We start from the raw sequence: 17850 nt of genomic DNA on the forward strand, positions 1-17850 counted from the left end.
TGAAACCGATTACTCCTTGCTGCTAGCCTTTACTATCATTTTTATTTCCGTTTTCTTTGAATGCACCAGTAAACAAACCCTACGATTCCTACCGCGGCCATCATCGGAAGACAAGTTCGTCCCAAGGATCGCCCGAGCTGAAGCAAAGACACTTCCCGAAAAGAGGAGGCCGAAAGGAACAAGCACGACAGCCCCATAGCTATAATCAACGTAACGATAAGCCATTCCGTTTTTCTCATGCCGGTTCCTCCCGCTGCCCGGATGCAAAGCGAAGCTCGCATCTCGTTCCTTGGCCAACCTTGCTGCTGACCAAAAGTTCCCCTCCCTGCAGCTCCGCCAGTTTTTTGGCGATCGGCAGCCCAAGCCCCGTGCCCCCATGCTGCCGCGAGCGCGATTTCTCCACGCGATAGAACCGCTCGAAAATCAGCGGGAGCTCGTCTGCGGGAATTCCGATGCCGGAATCCTGGACGGCCAAAAATACATATGCCGGGGTTTGATCCAGCTCAACGGTGATGCCGCCCTTTTCCGTATAACGCACCGCGTTTTCCAGGATATTAAGCACGATCTGTTCCGTCCTCAAGCCGTCCCCGTAAACCAAAGGAATGGCATCCTTGATTATCGTCTGCAGCCGCAGCCCCTTATCCTCCGCTTTCAGCTGCACTTTGCGTACCGCATTATCGGCAATTTCCGCCAAATCGATCCATTCCAGGGACAACGCGATTTTTCCTTCTTCCATTTTGGCCAGCTCAAACAAATCATTAACCAAGCGCTGTAATCGCAACGCCTCTTCGTGGATAATATCCAAATACCGGTCCCTTTCCTCCACCGTATCGTAGAGCCGGTTTTTGAGGACTTTCGCGTATCCTTCCAAATAGGTGATCGGAGTCCGCAGCTCGTGGGATATGTTCGCAAAAAATTCCTGCCGCGTGTCCCGGTACCGCTGAAGCTCCACGGCCAGATGATTGATGGAATCCGCCAACATCCCGATTTCATCGTTCCGCCGAATCGCTAATCTTGTTTCCAACTCGCCGTTGGCAATGTTGCGGGTCGCAACCTGCATCTGCACTAGCGGCCTGGACAAAATCCGGGCCATAATCCAGGCAATTGCCAAGGCAAGCAGAAGTGCCCCCACTCCCGCCAGAACCAAAACGCCCCTTACCGCTGAGAGCGATTCACCCATATGTTTGGTCGAAGACAAGACGTAGACGGCCGCCGTAATATTTTTCCCGGCTGCATCAAATATCGGTTTGGCCGCGATAAAATACCGGGCTCCATTCGGATCGGCATATTCCGACTCGACCGTCCGCCCGGCGAACAGCAGTTCAACGTCCCTTGGCTTAATAAATGTACGGTTCGTCATATCGTAAGGCCCGGAATTCGCCAGCACGTTTCCTTGCTCGTTAATATAGAGGACGCTGACATTGGAAAAATCGGCGAATTTCAGCATCGTTTCTTCGGACAGCATATCCGGCGGTTCGCTCATCGCGGTGAAATGGGTCGTTAGTTCGTTGACCTCCGTTCTCATTTCCGCACTATAGAAATTCGTAAACATCCGGTCGATGGAGAGCCCCAGTGACACAATCACCACGACAAACGCCCCGAGAATGACAAGGCCGAGCTTGAAGCCTATTTTATTCCCGCTCATTGGGAACTGCCCGCCCCGTTCCATTTATAACCTACTCCCCAAACGGTTTGAACCGGATTAAACCCGAGTCCGGCTTTTTGGGTCTTATCCCGGATATTTTTAATATGCGTGTCAACGACCCGGACTTCCCCCTCGTATTCGCTTCCCCAAATCAAGTTCACCAATTGCTCGCGGCCGAACGCGCGTTGCCCGTTTTTAGCAAGCGTCAGCAATAAATCGAACTCTTTGAGTGTGAACTCCACCGGGGTGTCATGGATATAAACCTCCCTGCCTTCAGGGAGGATTCGAAGATGGCCAAACTCCAATACGGGCTCCGGTTTGATGGCGGTTTCCGTCATTGCCGCACGGCGGATTAAGGCGTACACCCGGGCGAGCAATTCCTCCTGTTCGAACGGCTTGGTCAAATAGTCGTCCGCGCCGATGCCAAGCCCATGCACCTTATCCTTAGTTTCGGAACGTGCGGTGAGCATAAGAATGGCTACGTTGTCATTTTCCCGGATCTTTTTGCAAACTTGCCACCCGTCCATATCGGGCAGCATAATGTCCAGCAAAATGACGTCAAACCGATGTTTTTCCGCCATGCCCAAGGCTTCGTAGCCATTTGCCGCCTCTTTCACCTCAAATCCTTCCCGCGTCAAATAGATACGCAGCAAATTGCGCATATTCCATTCATCGTCCACAACCAGCACCTGTAGCTTTGACACTGCGGCCACTCCCTTACTTACGCATACATAATATTATAGCTTAATTTACCGGGACAGTTTTTGGAGCGCTTGCTTTATTTGTTCGTTTTGCGCTTTAAGCTCGTCCAGTTCCGCCCGAATCGCTTGTTCGTTTGGCGAATGATGCGCATGATCCCCTCGCCCATGAACATGCCCATGCCCCTTCATGCCAAACATCATAAAAATCATCATCAGCGGACAAACCAGCACCAGCAACCAAGACCAATCCATCTTGCCTTCCTCCTTCAACATTTCAATCCTTGATAAGTCCATTCTATAGAAGGAATGTGTAGAAACGATGTGGAAACAGCGGATAAACAAGCAAACACGATTCTAAAGAACCGTGTCTGCTAAAAAGGCAGCTGCATTTGTCAGTGGCTCGTTCCGTGCATGCTTCCATGCCCTGCTCCCGACTTGGCCGTGATTTCCAGCATCGAATCGATTTCTCCCTGCGCCTTCTCGCTAATCGTTGCCGCCGATCCCGTCAGCCAGGCATGATTGTAGGGGCCTTCCGTCGGGGTCTGATCATACGTAGGCTGAACCGACATCACGTAGGACATCACCGATTCAGGCATCCCTTCCCGATCGGTCCACAGTAATGGAGCGTGTTTTCCCAAGTGCGAGAAAGGGGCGGCCGCAATAGCCAATGACGGCGAAGCGGCGTTCACAAAAGAAAAGTTGTGGCCCGGCGTAGTGATCCCCCACCCGAACCCGGTTTGCTCATCTTTATATTTGGCAAAAGCGATCGCATTGGCATAGGGATCATCTCCGGAGATGCGCACCGTATTGCCGAATGACTTTAGTTCACTTTCAACCTTGGCCGAAATTACGGATTCGGGACCCAATATGTAAATATTCGCCTTGCCTCCCCGTGTTTGCAAGGCCTCTTTGGTTTCCTGAGGGATTTCGTCCTGCTTGACGTACAGAAGGGGTTCGGGCATATGCGCGATCCAGTTGATAGCCGGCATGGTGTACTCCTGGCTGTCCATGGAACCGATGATCACGGAGGAAGGATTGTCCCCGGCTACTTTTGCGTAATAGGCATCGATCGCTTTGGCCAAAGCTGCGGGATTGTCGGCGGCGATTTTGTCCGTTTTGAAGCCCAACTCCTTCACCTGATCTTCAACGCCTTGTCCGAGATCCCCCACCAAAATCGCCTGAACGCCCTGGTTGGATGCCACACCGCTGGGCTGGAGTCTTTTTAGTTCATTTGCCGTGGCTTCGGGAACGCCGTCTTTGTTCACAAACAAAATCGGGCCGTTACTGGGATGATGGATCAAATCGGCGCTGACCGCGGCATTTTGCCAAGGGTCCGCAGAGGTGAGAATGACGCTTCCGGGCCGGTTATCCTCGCCGGTCGCCATCCATAGCGAACGAGAAACCGCCACCGCCGCATTCACGGGATCATCGGTGTTGATCCGGGTCGTATTTTTGGAGGCGATCCAGGGGGCAGCCACCGTGGTCGCATCCGCTTTGGATTCATTCGCGGTTTGAGCGGCGGAGCCTTCAAGCTTCGCTTCCCCCGCCGCTTCCTTGCCGCCCGTATTGGTACATGCCGACAACACAAACACCGCAGCCAAAACCGCCGCGCCAAGCTTGACAGATTTCTTCATGCAAACCTCCTGCAAATTCTCATTATTACCTAATTAGTGTTATTAGGTGATAACTATTTTAAACAGAGAAAATGAAGAAAGTGTGTGGTTTTTATGGAGATTGAACGCTTGTACTTGGCAAATAAATCCGGAACAATGTCGGATAATCGGCAGTGCTCACAAGCTCCATGACGCCTTGGTGACGCTCGATGATTTTTCGGCATATCGCCAGCCCCAGTCCCGTACCTTCCTTGCCGGAAGAAGAGCCGCGGACAAATTCCTCAAACAGCCGGTCCCTTTCTTGTACCGGAAAACCTAAGCCGCTATCCCCCAGCCATAGAATGGCTTTCCCGTCCTTTTCCTCGCATGACGCATAAAGTTCGGTCCCCGGCGGATTATACTTCAGCGCATTTCCGATCAAATTGACGGCTACGCGGTCCATATGCACCAGATCCATCATGACATGTAGCGGCGTTTCCGGAATTTCCGCCCGCAAGCGGAAGCCGTGATGCTCGATTTCGGGGTAAAATTCCGCGATTTTTTGCTGGTACCACTTGGTCAGATTCACTTTTTGCAAATTAAGCTTGAGGTGCTCGTCATCCAATTTCGCCAGCTCAAACAAATCCAGGATCAGTTTGCTCATATAAGAGGATTTATCGAGAATGTATTGGACATATTTCCGCCGATCCTTTTCGTCCGCCGGCGGGTTGTCCAGCAGCAGTTGGGAATAACCCAATATCGACGTAATCGGCGTTTTTAGATCGTGAGACAGGTGCAGCAGTAGATTCTGCTTGTTCTTTTCGGCCGTTGCTTTGGCTGCGGACGCCAGCTGCAGACGTTCGGCCATGTCGTTGAAGGCATCGCGAATTTCCGCAAATTCCTGTTCGGCCTCAAAATGGAGCCGCTTCTCGTAGTGGAACCGCTCCATTTCCCCGATGCCTTGGGCGATTTGCTGGAGCGGCTTCTTCAACTGGCGGACGGAATACCGAGTGTAGAAGAACAGAGCCCCCATCAGGAACACGAGCAGGGAAGCCGCAAAAATACCGACGGCAAGAAGCATCTTATCGTTTAGTTCCGGGGTTTTCCATAATAGGACGTACCGCTCGCCATTGGGTCCTTCCACCGAATAAGGATGATAGGTAATATAGCGATCATTACGGTACATATCGATTTCGGCAAAAAGCCGGTCCCCGCCGTAGGCAGCGATATCGTCCTGTTTCTGCCCTTTCGTGGCGATGATATTCCCCGCTTCATCCAAAAGCTCCAGCCAGCCGCTGTACCGGTCGAGCAAGGTTCCGTTTAAAGTCCCGTCCGCTTCGTACAGATCGGCCGCGCTGATATGCTTAAAATCCGGAGTTTTGTCGAAAAAACGGTTCATCAGGAAATCCATATTAAGCAAAGCCAAGATGATCGCCGCCAGCACAAGGCCGGTAATCGCTGTATAATTCAACAGAAACAAACGCTTGAGCGGCCGCTTGCCGGCATGTCGGTTATACTTTTTCAAAACGGTAGCCGAGCCCCCTAATCGTCACGAGATGCACGGGTTTTCTGGGGTTGTCTTCGATCTTGTCGCGGATTTTGCTGATATAGACCATCACCAGATTTTCATCCCCCATATATTCCTCGCCCCATACCTGCTCGTAAATATGCGCTTTCGTAAAAACCCGTCCCGCGTTTTTCATCAGCAGCGCCAAAATTTTAAATTCATAAGAAGTCGTCTCTTTGTACTCTCCTTGCTTGTACAGCTTGCAGCTAAGAAGATCCAGGGCGACGTCGCCGATTTCGATAAACTCCCGTTCCCGCTGTTCCGGTGTATGATACGAATCCGCGCGGCGGAACAAAGCCTGAACCCGGCTAACGACTTCCAGCGGATTAAAAGGCTTGCCGATATAATCATCCGCTCCAAGCTGGAGCCCGTTAATTTTGTCCATATCGTCGGATTTGGCGGAAATAAACAGAAAAGGGACATGGGAGTCCTGGCGCATTTTCCGGAGCAATTCAATGCCGTCCATTTCGGGCATCATCACGTCGGCCAGGACCAGATCGATCTTCTCCTTTTGAAAAAGTTCAAGCGCTTCCTGTCCGTTTTCGGCTTCAAAGGTGCCATAACCGTAATTTTTCAGGTAGATCCCCAGGAGCTCGCGGATTTCCTTTTCGTCGTCGATGATCAAGATTGCTTTTATGCTCCTCACCCCATAAACGTAAATGTTCCCTTTTGTTCACAGAGAAGGCTCTGCAAACAAAAGGGACTTTACTATTCTATCCTAGTATAAGTTATCCGCGAACTTCGACAACAGCGCAGCCGCTTCTTGCCGGAGCATCGGCTCCTGCGACCGGTAGTCGAGACCGCTGCCCGGCGATCCTGCGATCTCCGGCCCATATAATCCTTTCGCCACAACATAGCGAACTCCTTCAAGCGCCCAAGGACTGGTTGTCCCGCTTAGCTTCGCTTCCATTGGAGCCGCGTGAAGGTACGCGACAGCCATATTCCAAACCAGGTTGGCCGCTTCTTCCCGGGTGATCGGCTTCAACGGATGGAACTTGCCCCCGCCCGCACCCTTGATAATGCCGAATTCATAAGCGGCTTGAATTTCTTGGGCATAGGGGCTGCCTTCGATATCCGCGAATACCGGATTTTGCCTTGACGGAGCAATCCCCGTCCAGCGGATGAACCAACCGATGAACTCGCCTCTGTTTATCTGTTCTTCGGGCCGGAATGCCTCCTCCCCGCTTTCCCGGCCGATGATATCAAGCTGGCGCAGATGACTGATATATGCAGCGTAAGGATGGTCGGGGCCAATATCCGGATACTTCCGGGGCTCGGGCATTTTTTGCGACCAACTGTCCGATTTTTGATCGTAATAAAAAGCCCGCACCGTGTGGTCGTCATTCAACTTAAACGCGGCTTTCACGCCGTTTTCGTCCTCGAACAGCAGCGGCTCGATCGCGCGCAGCCGGTGTTCGCCCAGCGGATCGGTTGCGACCAGCAGGCCGCCTTCGGCGCGAATGCGGGTCGTCCACATCCGGTTCCGCAGGTCGCTGTAGACACCTTCGAATTGCTTCAAGGACTGCTGATCGGTGTTAGCGGGCAGCTCTCCGTCAGCGGTTTTCTCCGGATAATAATGATCCATAAAAGCCTCAAACAACGGAATCCGGAAGTCAAAATCCTTGTTCACGTTGACGTATACGCCGACGTTTTCCTCCGGCAGCAGCCACATTCCGCTATGGTATCCGTCCATATCCCCGCCTTTTTCCACCACATAACGTCCGTTATAGATTTGGCGGTTGGAATATTCGAACCCGTACGCCATGTTCGGCAGCTTCGCATGGATGGCAAGCTGCGGACGATGCATTTCCGCCGCCGACGCCGCATCTAAAATCTTAGCGTCACCTAGCTTGCCGCCGTTCAGATGCGCGATCATAAACTTCGCCATATCGGAGCCGGTTGAAAACATGCCGCCGGCAGGAAGCACAGTCGGAACGGTGGCATATTGCGGAATCGGCTTGCCCGTGACATCGTAGGGTACGGCTAGCTGCTCCTTGATTTTCGGCGTAAACCGAAAACCGCTGCTTGTCATCCCAAGCGGTTCAAAAATGTGCTCCCGAGCGTATTCTTCAAAAGGCTGGCCCGCAACCTGCTCAACGGCATATCCCTGCAGCGTAAAACCGAGGTTATCATAGCGGTAGTATTTGCCGGGCTCCTGAACGACGGTGGGAACATTATCTTTAATGAAAGACTTTAAAGAGACCTCCCGCTTCAAATCCGGCGACGTTAGTTCGGAGGTGTCCCCGTAGTCGAATCCGGTGCTGTTCGTTAATAAGCTTTTCATCGTCAGCGGCGCGTTCGTTTTATTGGGGATGCGGACGCCGCCCAAATAGGGCGTTATATCCCCGTCCAAGTCGATTTTCCCTTGATCCGCCAGCTGCATCACCGCCGTAGCGGTAATCACTTTCGAAACCGAAGCGATCCGAAATACGGTGCGCTCCGGATCCACGGGCAGCTTTTTCTCCGTATCCGCGTATCCGTACCCTTTTTGGGCCAGGACTTGATCGCCCTTCACGACCATGACCACGGCCCCGGCCATACTTTTGGCAATTTCAGGATCTGCGAAAAATTCATCGAAAAACCGCCCCACTTCTTCGGGATCGCGTGGGCCCTCCTCTGCCGCGGAAGCGGTATTGTACAATCCGGTACTGCCACCTCCGCCGATAGCGCTCGTGATCATCACGATCCCCAAGGCAACGGCCGCTTTGGCGCGGAACGTCCGCCACATGTTCATTGATTGCTCTCTCCCTTCGCTTATAAAGTGCGCTATAAACGTACCGGAGCAATCTTAATCCGGTTTCTATGCAACCTTAATATAATCTTAAATCAAGACATGGAATCGGATGGCAAGAAATGTAAAGCACGGTTACCCGTTGTCCAAGTAACCGTGCTCTTTAATGGGTTTATGACTCTAGGCCGAATGCCCGGATCAGCAATTCTGCGGTTTCGCCCCTGCTGAGCGTTCCGCTTGGCTTCAGCGTACCGTCCGGATAACCGACGATCCATCCGGAAGCAGCCGCCTGCTGCAGCGCCGAAGCGGCCCAAGCGGTGATTTGATCTCTATCCGTGAATCTATTCAACAGGTTCTGGTTCGAATCCGGCGAACTCGCTCCCAGCGCCTTCACCAAAATCACGATCGCCTGTTCCCGGGTCAGCGGCGCATCCGGGGCAAACGATTCGGAGGATACGCCGTTGATCCAGCCTTGGGCATAGGCGTCCTGTACGGCTGAGGCCGCCCAGTGGCCTTCCAGATCCGCAAACGCAGCGCTTCCGCCTTCATCCGTGTTTTTACCCAGCGCTTTAGCCAGGACCGAAACAAACTCGGCGCGCGTTACCGGCCGGTCCGGCCGAATCGTGCCATCTCCGTAACCCTGCATCCATCCGCGTACAGCCAGCGCCCGCAGCGCGCCGTCCGCCCAGTGCTCCCGCGCATCGCTCCAGCTGCGCTCGGGGGCTGCCCCGCTTCCGGAAGCCTCGGCTGGCGCCAGTCTCATTCGTTAATTCAATGGAAGCGTGGTCCATGCCAGAAAGCTCAGCCTGGCGGATCCGTTGCTCCAAATATGCGGCCGAAGGCGTATAAACCACGACCAAACGGCCTTGTTCGTACAGGAACGATTTTTAAAGCGTTGAACTGCTGAGCGATCCGCCGCTCCGTCCCCCGCTGTTCTGACCGCCGTCGTCGTCCCCGCCGCCGGTTCGAACGCCGGGAACCGTAATCGCGATCGGGACGGTCAGCGCGCCGGAGCCGTCCGAAACCTTGATTACCTGCAATACAAGCGTAACCTGAGTAGCGCGTGCCGGACGATGGATGACTCCGTCCGTTTGCACGACCTCCGGATGACTGCTGCTGGAGATCGCAAGCGTGAACCCGTCCGGCACTGCCGGAAGCTGCAGTTTCGTATCCGCTTCGCCCGGGCCGGGGACGGCTGTGATTGCCGCCGCTACGTCCGCTGCCGTAAGAGTCTTTACATATATTAGAGCGGACGGGGAACTTGCCATACCGTTCACCGTTTGCAGCACATAGTACCCGTTTTCCGCAAGCAAAGTAAATGTGTACGTCCCTTCCGCGGACGCCGTGCCATCAGCTGCCAGCCGCCCATCGCTGTTATACAGTCCAAGCCGGGCGCCCGGGACCGCTCCGCTCACATGGACGGAGCCTGCTACGCCGCTGCTTGCGGCAGCAGCCGACACCGGGCGCGGCCGCACATGAACTTCGCGCACGGCGCCTTCCGCCGTCCATCCATCGCCGCTATAATCATAGCTTAGCGAATAAATACCGGGGGCATTTATATCCACCAAACCCGTTCCCGTTATCCCTTCCGCCAGCATGCTCCCATAAACGCTATCGACGACGGTCGCTCCAGGGTCCGTAAAGCTGTCTCCGCTTTCGAGCAGCACCGGATTCGTTCCGCTGAGGCGAATATAAGGCGTGTTCGGCAGAGCTTTAAGTACGGAGAGCCGAAACGTTCTCTGCACGGCAGATGCATCCTTGGACACCGTTGCCGTCAAGTGAACCTCGGCATCCCCGTCCGTGTACCTTGGCCTGTTGACCCGGCCGTCCGCATCCAACACTTCCGGCCGATCGGACGCCCATTCGATTGTAGTGTCAAAGGGGCCCGAGCGGGGAAGGTTGATGGAATCTTTAATCCCCGCAGGGTAATTGAGAACTAGCGAATCCGCCGCCAGCCGTGCCGCCTCAGCTGGTGAACCGTTCCGTCCGGTGCGACGATCTCCGGTGCACTGGAAGACCACTCGATCCGCGTTCCGCCATAGCCCGTTGCAGGCAGTGCGAGGTTGCCTGCGACGGCCGTCAGATCCCCGAGCGTAAGTTCCTGCTCCGCTCTGGCCAGAGCGGTTTCGGCCGGTTCCCTCAGCACGGTTATGTTGAAAGTCCTAGTCACCTTATACGTTCCCAGCATTACCTCCGCCGTCATTTCCACCGCGCGGTCCCCCTGAGCATACGCCGGTCGGGTCACCTTTCCGTCATTACCGGCCGTTTCCGGAGCGTTTGAGCTCCAGCTGACGGTTGTCCCGCTTAATCCGGCAAGCGGAAGCGTTAAATCCTGCGTCACCGCAGAAGCGCTGTCGCCGGGCGCATATCCGATTTCCAGCGCCGCGGCGGCCTCGTCAGCCCGTTCCGCCTCGCTTGGGACGTTCACGGTGATTTCCGCCGCCGCGCTGCTTCCTTTGGCGTTAACCGCTTGAACGCTGTATGTAATTTCTCCTGCCGGCAGGACATCGGCATCCGTATAAGAAGTAAGCGGTCCGGAATAAATCAGCGAGCCGTTTCGTCTAAGTTCATAAGTGGCCGCTTTTGCTGCGGCATCCCAACTAAGCTTGGGAGCCCCATCTTGAAAGACGCCTGCAAAATTACCCGGCGTCCCGGGCGCGGTCAGCAATTCTCCATAAGCTTCAAATTCGAGCACGGACGCCCATTGATTGTTGGCGGCATTCCCCTGATCGATCACCAGCCGGACGTAACGCGCCTCTACCGGCGGCAGAGACCGTTGAAAGATTAGTGTTGCCCTGCACCGTATCCACGGTCTTCCAACTCGATCCGTTCAAGCTTGTTTCCAAATGAAAATGATAAGGGTCAATCCGCCGGACCATTCATAGTAGAGCCCCATGCCGGCATGAAAGTAAACCATTTAATATTGAAATTTTAATCGATGCTGCAGTGCGCTTTAAGAGATCTGTGTAGGCGGATGGATTGAACCTGGCCGGTTCTTTTGCCGGCGCTTAAGTGCGGAGCGAAACTTTTTCCATATATCGCCGTCTAAATGATGTTCCGAATTTTTCAGATTTTAGAGGTGAATTCCAATGAAGTGGAGCTTTAAATTGGTCAAGATACAAACGCTTTTTCTTTTGCTGCTGCTGCCGATCCCGCTTTTCCTGCCATCCGCCGCGTCGGCGGCTTCTTCCGACTCCATAACCATTGAGGACCCCGTGCTGGAAAAAATCGTCCGCTCCCTCCTCGGCAAACCTTCCGGACCGATTACCGCCGAGGACGCCGCGCGCATCACGGAGATCGATACCTCGAAGTCCTATGACGTCATGGCTGAGGGTGCGCAAAATGGCGCGGGCGCCGGATCGGCCGGAATGTTTCCCGGCATTCAAAGCCTTGAGGGGCTTCAGCATTTCGCCCATTTGCAACGGCTGTATATTGCACCGGACTACACACAGCCCTTACAACCCGAGCATCGCATCAATGACATTACCCCGCTTCGCAACCTAAGCAAACTCGAGGATCTTACCATATCTTCGGCTTCGCTTAAGTCGCTTGACGGGTTGCAAAACTTGAACAACCTGAAGCGATTGACATTGCAGTATAACGGCGAGCTGTCGGATCTTAAGCCGCTCGGCGGCCTGACTTCCCTCGAAGAGCTGGATTTGACCGGAAACCATGTCGCGGAGCTGTCTCCCATCGGCCACTTGCCGAAGTTCCATAAGCTTGTGCTGGATACGAACCCGCTCGTTGATTTGGAACCGCTGCGCGGACTTAAAGGATTGACGGAGCTGTCGTTCGCCGATTTGACCCTCGCCAGCGACAACCCCCATCCGAAGCCGATCGGGCTGAAACCGTTAAGCGGGCTGACCGGGCTCGTTAAGTTAAACATGGAGGCGGCACGCGTGGCAGACCTCGCTCCGATTAAGCCGCTTTCCCGCCTGGAAGAATTGAATGCGGGACAAAATCCGAACCTGCTGCATCCCGAAACCGTAAGCTCGTTCCCGAATCTAACCCGGCTGTCGCTCCCGGCGGTCGGTTTGAAAGATGTCGCACCGCTAACCGGGCTTACGAAGCTGGAATCCCTTGATATCAGTATGAACCAGATCGAAACGGTCGACCCGCTGCGCGGCTTGTCCCGGCTTCGCACCTTTAACGCAGCCGCCAATCGCCTGTCTTCGCTCGCCGTCATCAAGGCGTGGCCTGAGCTTGAATACGCCCATTTCAGCCATAATCTGCTCGTATCGCTCGAAGGCGTCCAGCCCGGCCCGAAACTGAAGCTGCTCGATATCGAAGGCAATATCGTCGATTACCGTGAACCGTCCGGCTCCGCTGCCGTGATCCAAAGGTTGAAGGAAGCAGGCGCCGAAGTGCTGTTTACGACCTACGAGCCATTTCCGGACATTTTGTTCCGCCAGACTCAGGATGTATATGTTTTGGGGAAATTTGTAAAATTGAACGAAGCCCCTTTCAACAATAAAGGGAGATTTTACGTGCCGCTCCGGTTCGTGTCGGAAACGCTGGGGGCTGGCGTGAAATGGGATAAATCGGCGCGTAAAGTAACGATACACGGGAAAAACCGCGAGCTCGAACTTACGGTCGGAGAAAAAACCATCCTCGTAATCGGGAAACGCGTGGAGACCGATGCGGCTCCGATGATGGTCGGGGGCACCACCTTCGTCCCCGTCCGCTTTGTTTCCGAACAGCTTGGCATTTACGTCCAGTCGATGGGGAACAGCGCAGTCGGCCTGATCCTGCCGGATTAGCGCACACGAAAGAGGCCGCCCTCAAAAGGATAATTCCTTTTAAGGCGGCCTCTTCGTTTAGCCGACAACTCTATAGTTCGACAATCTTGGTGGCAATACGGTCGCAAAATTCGCGGTCATGCTCCACGAAAAGGATGGTTGGCGCGTGTTGCAGCAGCAGTTCTTCGATCTGCATGCGCGAGATGACGTCGATAAAATTCAGCGGTTCGTCCCACACCAGGAGATGGGCCTGCTCGCAGAGACTTTTCGCGATCAGCACTTTCTTTTTTTGACCGCCGCTAAAAGCCGCCATGTCCTTTTCAAACTGAATTCGGGAAAAATCCAGCTTTCTTAAGATCGCCTTAAACAGGCTTTCATCAATTCCTTCACTGCGGGCATAGTCCGTTAAATTGCCTTGGAGATGGGAAGTATCTTGGTTGACATAAGATATTTTAAGTTGACTTCCTATTCTTAGCGTTCCCGTGTAGCTGATCTCCTCGCCGCAAATAAGCTTCATGATGCTCGATTTGCCGGAGCCGTTTTTCCCGGAAAGCGCAACCCTCTCCCCTTGCTCGAGCGTAAAGCTGATATCCTCGCAAACCGCCTTCTCCCCGTAAAAAATCGAAACCCGCTCAAGCTGGGCCAGCCGGGAGTTATGATAAGGAAGCAACGTGATTTTTAGACTCTCCGACGTTTCGATGTTTTTCAGCAGCTTGGACTTTTCATCAATGGCGGATTGCTGCCGTTGCTCCATCGATTTGGAACGCTTCATCATCTTGGCGGCTTTGTGGCCGACATATCCTTTATCCACCTTCGACCCGGAGTTTCTCGTACCGTTTTTCGTTTTTTCCACTTCATGCGACCAGTTGCTCGTCCGTTTCGCCGCTTCCGACAAGCGTTTGATATCTTTTTTAAGCTTTTCGTTTTCGGAAAGCTCATAATTATCCTGCAGCTGTTTGTTTTCCCACCAATCGGAAAAATTGCCCTTCTGAATTTCGATATTCGTTTTGTTGATGGACAGGATATGATCCACGCAGTTGTCCAAAAACGCCCGGTCGTGCGAGACCAGAATAAAACCGCTTTTGCCCGCCAAATAATCGCTCACGAGCTTTCGCCCTTCCATGTCCAGATGGTTGGTCGGTTCGTCGATGAGCAGGAAGCGGTTTTCCTTCAGGAACAAGGCCGCGAGCATTACCTTTGTTTGCTCGCCATTCGACAAGGACGCAAACGGCCGGTACAACACATCCTCGGACACCTTCAGCAAATTCATCTCGCGCATGAGTTCCCAGTTGACATAGTCCGGAAATATTTCGCTGACGACATCCATGGTCAGATATTCCGGATTTTCAATCTGGAAAGGAAAATACTCAAATCCAACATCGGCGGAGATATGGCCGCTGTATTCGTATTTGCCCTGAAGCAGGTTCAGAAACGTCGTTTTCCCCCTGCCGTTCCGCCCCGTAAACCCCAGTTTCCAAGCGGTATCGATTTGAAAGCTGACGTCTTCAAAAATGTTATCGTAACTGCCCTCATAGGCAAAAGTCAGATTCGTCACTTTAATTAATGACATGAAATGATCCTCCTGCAAAAAAAATTTGAGCCGCAAGAAAGTTACTTTCCCGCAGCTCAAATCAAATACAGCAAATCTGGCCCACTTATGGCATCAGATCAGGATATTCCGTTTGAGTGAAAAGGATAAGCAACTTTCTTGCATCGGAAAAATAAAACATGCGAAACCCGTTCGCTTGGCTGTTTTATGATTCTTAGCAAGAAAAATCCATTATCCTCTTCAGCTCCTATCAATTAAATTATTTGTATCTTAACATAGCTGTTTTTTAAATTCAACCATTCAACGCCAGGATGGCCGATAAGGCCCTGCGTTATCACGTCAAGGGTTGCCCGCTATAAACTTTTATATCCAACGGTTCGGTTAAAAATTGACTCGCCTTGGCCACGAATGAGGTGAAATGTTCGCTGGAATTATGGGAATCCACCGCAGCCGAATCTTCCCAGACTTCAACCATCGTAAACGCATGTTCTTTTTCCGTATCTTTATACAGTCGGTACGACATATTACCGGCTTCATTTCTCGAGGCTTGTACCAGTGCAGCAATCTCTTCCAAAAAACTTGCTTCTTTCATTGGATCTACTTGAAACCCGGCATGAATAATAATCACCTGTTCCATCCCTTTCCGTTTTATTTCCATAGTATTACATTTTCTAAAAAACAGCAAAAATTCCTCGAACAGGCGTGTGCTATAGAGATTCCTTAGCCTAGGCTGGCTTTCAAGTGCACGCCTAAGATTCTCCCTCCAATCAAATCCAGGCAAGTAATCCCATCGAATAGGGCGTAAGCGATTTTCATGATTGAATACACCCTCAATTTAGAAATGATTTTGTAGACTTAAATATGCTCTAATGATCGGCCGATCCGGCGGATTGATGTTGTCCGGCAATTGATTGGCTTCAAAAAAACGGATCTCTTCCACTTCGGCATCCTCTTTACGGATCGTTCCGCGATACGTTTTGCACAAATAAGCAGTTACCACGTTATAAACTTCGTCCCCGTGCGGATACTTGTAATAAAGCTCATGCCCCGAAAAAACATCCATCAACTCAAGCTGAACGGCCTCCAACCCCGTCTCTTCAAACAATTCTCTCCGGGCTACTTGCTCCAACGATTCCCCAGGTTCCAGCGATCCTCCGGGTAACCCCCACATGCCGTTATCCGTTCTTCTCTCCAGCAAAATGAAGTCGCCATCTATAACTACAACACAAGCCCCCACCATTATTAAGGGTCTGGTACCCACAATCTTTCTTATATCCATAATATAGCCCATAAAGGATCACTTCTTTTCCTGGTTGTTAATTGCTCAAAACCTAAAACGAGGCTCCCCAATAAGCTCCACCGATAAACATAAGTACATAAAATGGCGTTATTCCAGTATATCCTTCAATTTTAGGAAAACAGAGGAAATTTGTGTCGCTATTTTCTCAAAGCTCAAGGAATTCCCGCCTTCTGGGCCACTCAAAGGAAAAATAAGAACAAAAAATTCCGCTAATGAGGATGAACATGCCTGGCTCCAAAAAATAAGTCCATAAAGTGCCGCTATTTTGCAGGCCCAGCCGCGGCGGTTCGTCATTCAGCAGCAGCCGTTATCAAACACCGATTTTTAAGTTCAGCCTAATTTATACTTTATTTTATTTACTCGAAACAGCACGAAACACAATAAATAAATGAAGCACGTAATGCCAAACAGCTTAAAAATGCTGGGTGTCAGCAGCATATACAAGCTGTACGGAAAACTCCAGATGAACGAAATCAATAAAATTAGACTCCGGGACAAAGCAAGACCCACGGAAAATAAAACAGCCGGGAGAACCAGCATAATCAATGTAATCAAAAGGCTAATCCGATCAAAGCCGTTAAAATATGGGTTAAACCACAGCAGAACCGCCCATAAACCAACGGTGACCATACTTGCCGCATAACCGATTCGTTTGATAAGCCTTAACGACGGCTTAGTATAACCGCTGCTCATAGCTTTCCTTTAGCGAAGCGGCCACCTCATCGGCGGAAAGTTTTAATTTTTCCGCATGGGCGGCGATAATTTTTGCCGGGTTCGGCAACTCCTCTTGTTTCGGCCAGTAGTGATCGTCCCACACATGCGAACGTTTGAATGCTTTGGCGCAATGCATATAACATTCCTCGACTTTCACTCCGATCCCCAGCACCGGAACTTTTCCGAAAGCCTCCATATTCTTCAGGATCTCCCGATCTTTCACGATCCAGGCCTGTCCGTTGATTCTTAACGTCTCCCCCAGCCCGGGAATCATAAAAATCAATCCGATCCTCGGATTTTCGAGAATGTTCCGCAGAGAGTCGAATCGTTTATTTCCGGGACGTTCGGGAATAACCAAATGGCGGTCATCCATAACGTGTACAAAGCCGGCGGCATCTCCCCGCGGAGATACATCGCAAGAGCCCGCCGAATCGGCGGTGGACAGGAAGATGAGCGGAGACTTGGAAATAAAGTCCCGGCAATGCCGGTCTATGACCGTTACCGCTTTGTTCTTAACCAATTCCTTCGGAAATCCGCATAACGTCCGGAGCTCCTCCTCCGAAGTAACGATGTCATTAAAAACAGATGCTTTCACTTGAAATCCCCCCCAGCGGATGATCTTATGGACGCTTGCTATAATTCCCGGATTTTTACTTCTGCGATGGAGCTGACGATAAAATCAGCCGCCGATAAATCTTGATTCCCGGAGTTTGGATTCACGAATCCGATGCATCGCATACCGGCGTTTTTCGCTGCTGCCACCCCGTGTTTGGCGTCCTCCAGGACACAGCAATGCTCCGGCTCCACGTTCATCGCCCGCGCGGTTTCCAAATAGACGTCCGGAGCGGGTTTCCCCTGGGGAACCTCTTCCCCGCTTGTGATGCATGCGAATTCATGCAGGATGTTGAATTTGCTCAACACCTTTTCGATAAATACTCTGGGGGACGATGAGGCCAAGCCGATCGGAATGTTCCTATCACGCAATTCCTGAATGAGCTCTCGGATCCCGGAAATGGGTTCGATGTCCGATTCATCCAAATAAGCGAGCTTTTTCGTTAATTGCAGCTGAATCAATTCCTCAATCGAATGCGCCAATTGATATTCAGCCTTGATTAATCTCCACATTTCCGGATTGGTCATCCCCACGTATTGCTCCAGCTCTTCTTTGCTGCTGGCAATGCCGATCGAGTTTAACGTGTACAGATCAACTTCGAAATGCAGCGGTTCGCTATCAATAATTACGCCGTCCATATCAAAAATAAATGCTTTCAGCATGCAGGATACTCCTTGTGCTCGTATTTTGTCACATAAC

17 protein-coding genes are annotated in these 17850 nt (G+C 52.0%); 1 reads left to right on the forward strand and 16 read right to left on the reverse strand.

Features of this window, described 5'->3' with window-relative positions:
• Positions 1-41: 41 nt before the first annotated feature.
• The 11 genes from NYE69_RS19795 to NYE69_RS19845 form a co-directional block, all read right to left on the reverse strand.
• Complete coding sequence (locus NYE69_RS19795) at positions 42-239, reverse strand: hypothetical protein (RefSeq protein ID WP_036622890.1); 198 nt, start codon at positions 237-239, stop codon at positions 42-44.
• Positions 236-1645, reverse strand: a complete 1410-nt coding sequence (locus NYE69_RS19800; RefSeq protein WP_340927536.1) for a sensor histidine kinase — start codon at positions 1643-1645, stop codon at positions 236-238. The genes NYE69_RS19795 and NYE69_RS19800 overlap by 4 nt, the downstream gene beginning before the upstream one ends.
• Positions 1642-2349, reverse strand: coding sequence for a response regulator transcription factor (locus tag NYE69_RS19805; protein ID WP_328271421.1), 708 nt, complete (start codon positions 2347-2349; stop codon positions 1642-1644). Before NYE69_RS19805 ends, NYE69_RS19800 begins: the two co-directional genes overlap by 4 nt.
• Positions 2350-2394: 45 nt before the next feature.
• Complete coding sequence (locus NYE69_RS19810; protein ID WP_340927537.1) at positions 2395-2598, reverse strand: hypothetical protein; 204 nt, start codon at positions 2596-2598, stop codon at positions 2395-2397.
• A gap of 140 nt (positions 2599-2738) precedes the next feature.
• The gene (locus NYE69_RS19815) at positions 2739-3980 is read right to left on the reverse strand and encodes a cell wall-binding repeat-containing protein (RefSeq protein ID WP_155619385.1); all 1242 of its coding nucleotides are present in this window, start codon (positions 3978-3980) and stop codon (positions 2739-2741) included.
• A 91-nt stretch (positions 3981-4071) separates the two neighbouring features.
• Positions 4072-5463 carry a HAMP domain-containing sensor histidine kinase gene (locus tag NYE69_RS19820; protein WP_340927538.1) on the reverse strand — a complete coding sequence of 464 codons (1392 nt, stop codon included), beginning with the start codon at positions 5461-5463 and terminating at the stop codon, positions 4072-4074.
• Positions 5450-6142 carry a response regulator transcription factor gene (locus NYE69_RS19825; protein WP_340930448.1) on the reverse strand — a complete coding sequence of 231 codons (693 nt, stop codon included), beginning with the start codon at positions 6140-6142 and terminating at the stop codon, positions 5450-5452. Before NYE69_RS19825 ends, NYE69_RS19820 begins: the two co-directional genes overlap by 14 nt.
• A gap of 81 nt (positions 6143-6223) precedes the next feature.
• The gene (locus NYE69_RS19830) at positions 6224-8239 is read right to left on the reverse strand and encodes a serine hydrolase (RefSeq protein ID WP_340927539.1); all 2016 of its coding nucleotides are present in this window, start codon (positions 8237-8239) and stop codon (positions 6224-6226) included.
• 169 nt (positions 8240-8408) lie between these two features.
• Entirely contained in the window at positions 8409-8999 is a 591-nt protein-coding gene (locus tag NYE69_RS19835) for an S-layer homology domain-containing protein (protein ID WP_340927541.1), read from the reverse strand.
• 124 nt (positions 9000-9123) lie between these two features.
• Positions 9124-10257 carry an immunoglobulin-like domain-containing protein gene (locus tag NYE69_RS19840; protein ID WP_340927543.1) on the reverse strand — a complete coding sequence of 378 codons (1134 nt, stop codon included), beginning with the start codon at positions 10255-10257 and terminating at the stop codon, positions 9124-9126.
• Complete coding sequence (locus NYE69_RS19845) at positions 10173-10973, reverse strand: immunoglobulin-like domain-containing protein (RefSeq protein WP_340927544.1); 801 nt, start codon at positions 10971-10973, stop codon at positions 10173-10175. The genes NYE69_RS19840 and NYE69_RS19845 overlap by 85 nt, the downstream gene beginning before the upstream one ends.
• Positions 10974-11343: 370 nt before the next feature.
• Here NYE69_RS19845 and NYE69_RS19850 point away from each other — a divergent pair, with 370 nt between their 5' ends.
• Positions 11344-12996, forward strand: a complete 1653-nt coding sequence (locus NYE69_RS19850) for a stalk domain-containing protein (RefSeq protein ID WP_340927545.1) — start codon at positions 11344-11346, stop codon at positions 12994-12996.
• A 70-nt stretch (positions 12997-13066) separates the two neighbouring features.
• Here the strand turns inward: NYE69_RS19850 and NYE69_RS19855 are convergent, their stop codons facing one another.
• The 5 genes from NYE69_RS19855 to NYE69_RS19875 form a co-directional block, all read right to left on the reverse strand.
• A complete protein-coding gene (locus NYE69_RS19855; RefSeq protein ID WP_340927548.1) occupies positions 13067-14545 on the reverse strand; it encodes an Lsa family ABC-F type ribosomal protection protein in 1479 nt (492 codons plus the stop codon).
• Positions 14546-14858: 313 nt separating this feature from the next.
• The gene (locus NYE69_RS19860) at positions 14859-15152 is read right to left on the reverse strand and encodes a putative quinol monooxygenase (RefSeq protein WP_340930450.1); all 294 of its coding nucleotides are present in this window, start codon (positions 15150-15152) and stop codon (positions 14859-14861) included.
• Between the two features lie 207 nt (positions 15153-15359).
• Complete coding sequence (locus tag NYE69_RS19865) at positions 15360-15815, reverse strand: NUDIX hydrolase (RefSeq protein ID WP_270618754.1); 456 nt, start codon at positions 15813-15815, stop codon at positions 15360-15362.
• A 682-nt stretch (positions 15816-16497) separates the two neighbouring features.
• Complete coding sequence (locus NYE69_RS19870) at positions 16498-17133, reverse strand: pyridoxamine 5'-phosphate oxidase family protein (RefSeq protein WP_340927551.1); 636 nt, start codon at positions 17131-17133, stop codon at positions 16498-16500.
• Between the two features lie 38 nt (positions 17134-17171).
• Positions 17172-17813: an HAD family hydrolase gene (locus tag NYE69_RS19875; protein WP_340927552.1), complete on the reverse strand. Its 642-nt coding sequence runs from the start codon at positions 17811-17813 to the stop codon at positions 17172-17174.
• Positions 17814-17850: the final 37 nt, after the last annotated feature.

Origin of the sequence: Paenibacillus sp. FSL R5-0527, assembly GCF_038008055.1 — a bacterium.
Lineage (GTDB): Bacteria > Bacillota > Bacilli > Paenibacillales > Paenibacillaceae > Fontibacillus > Fontibacillus macerans.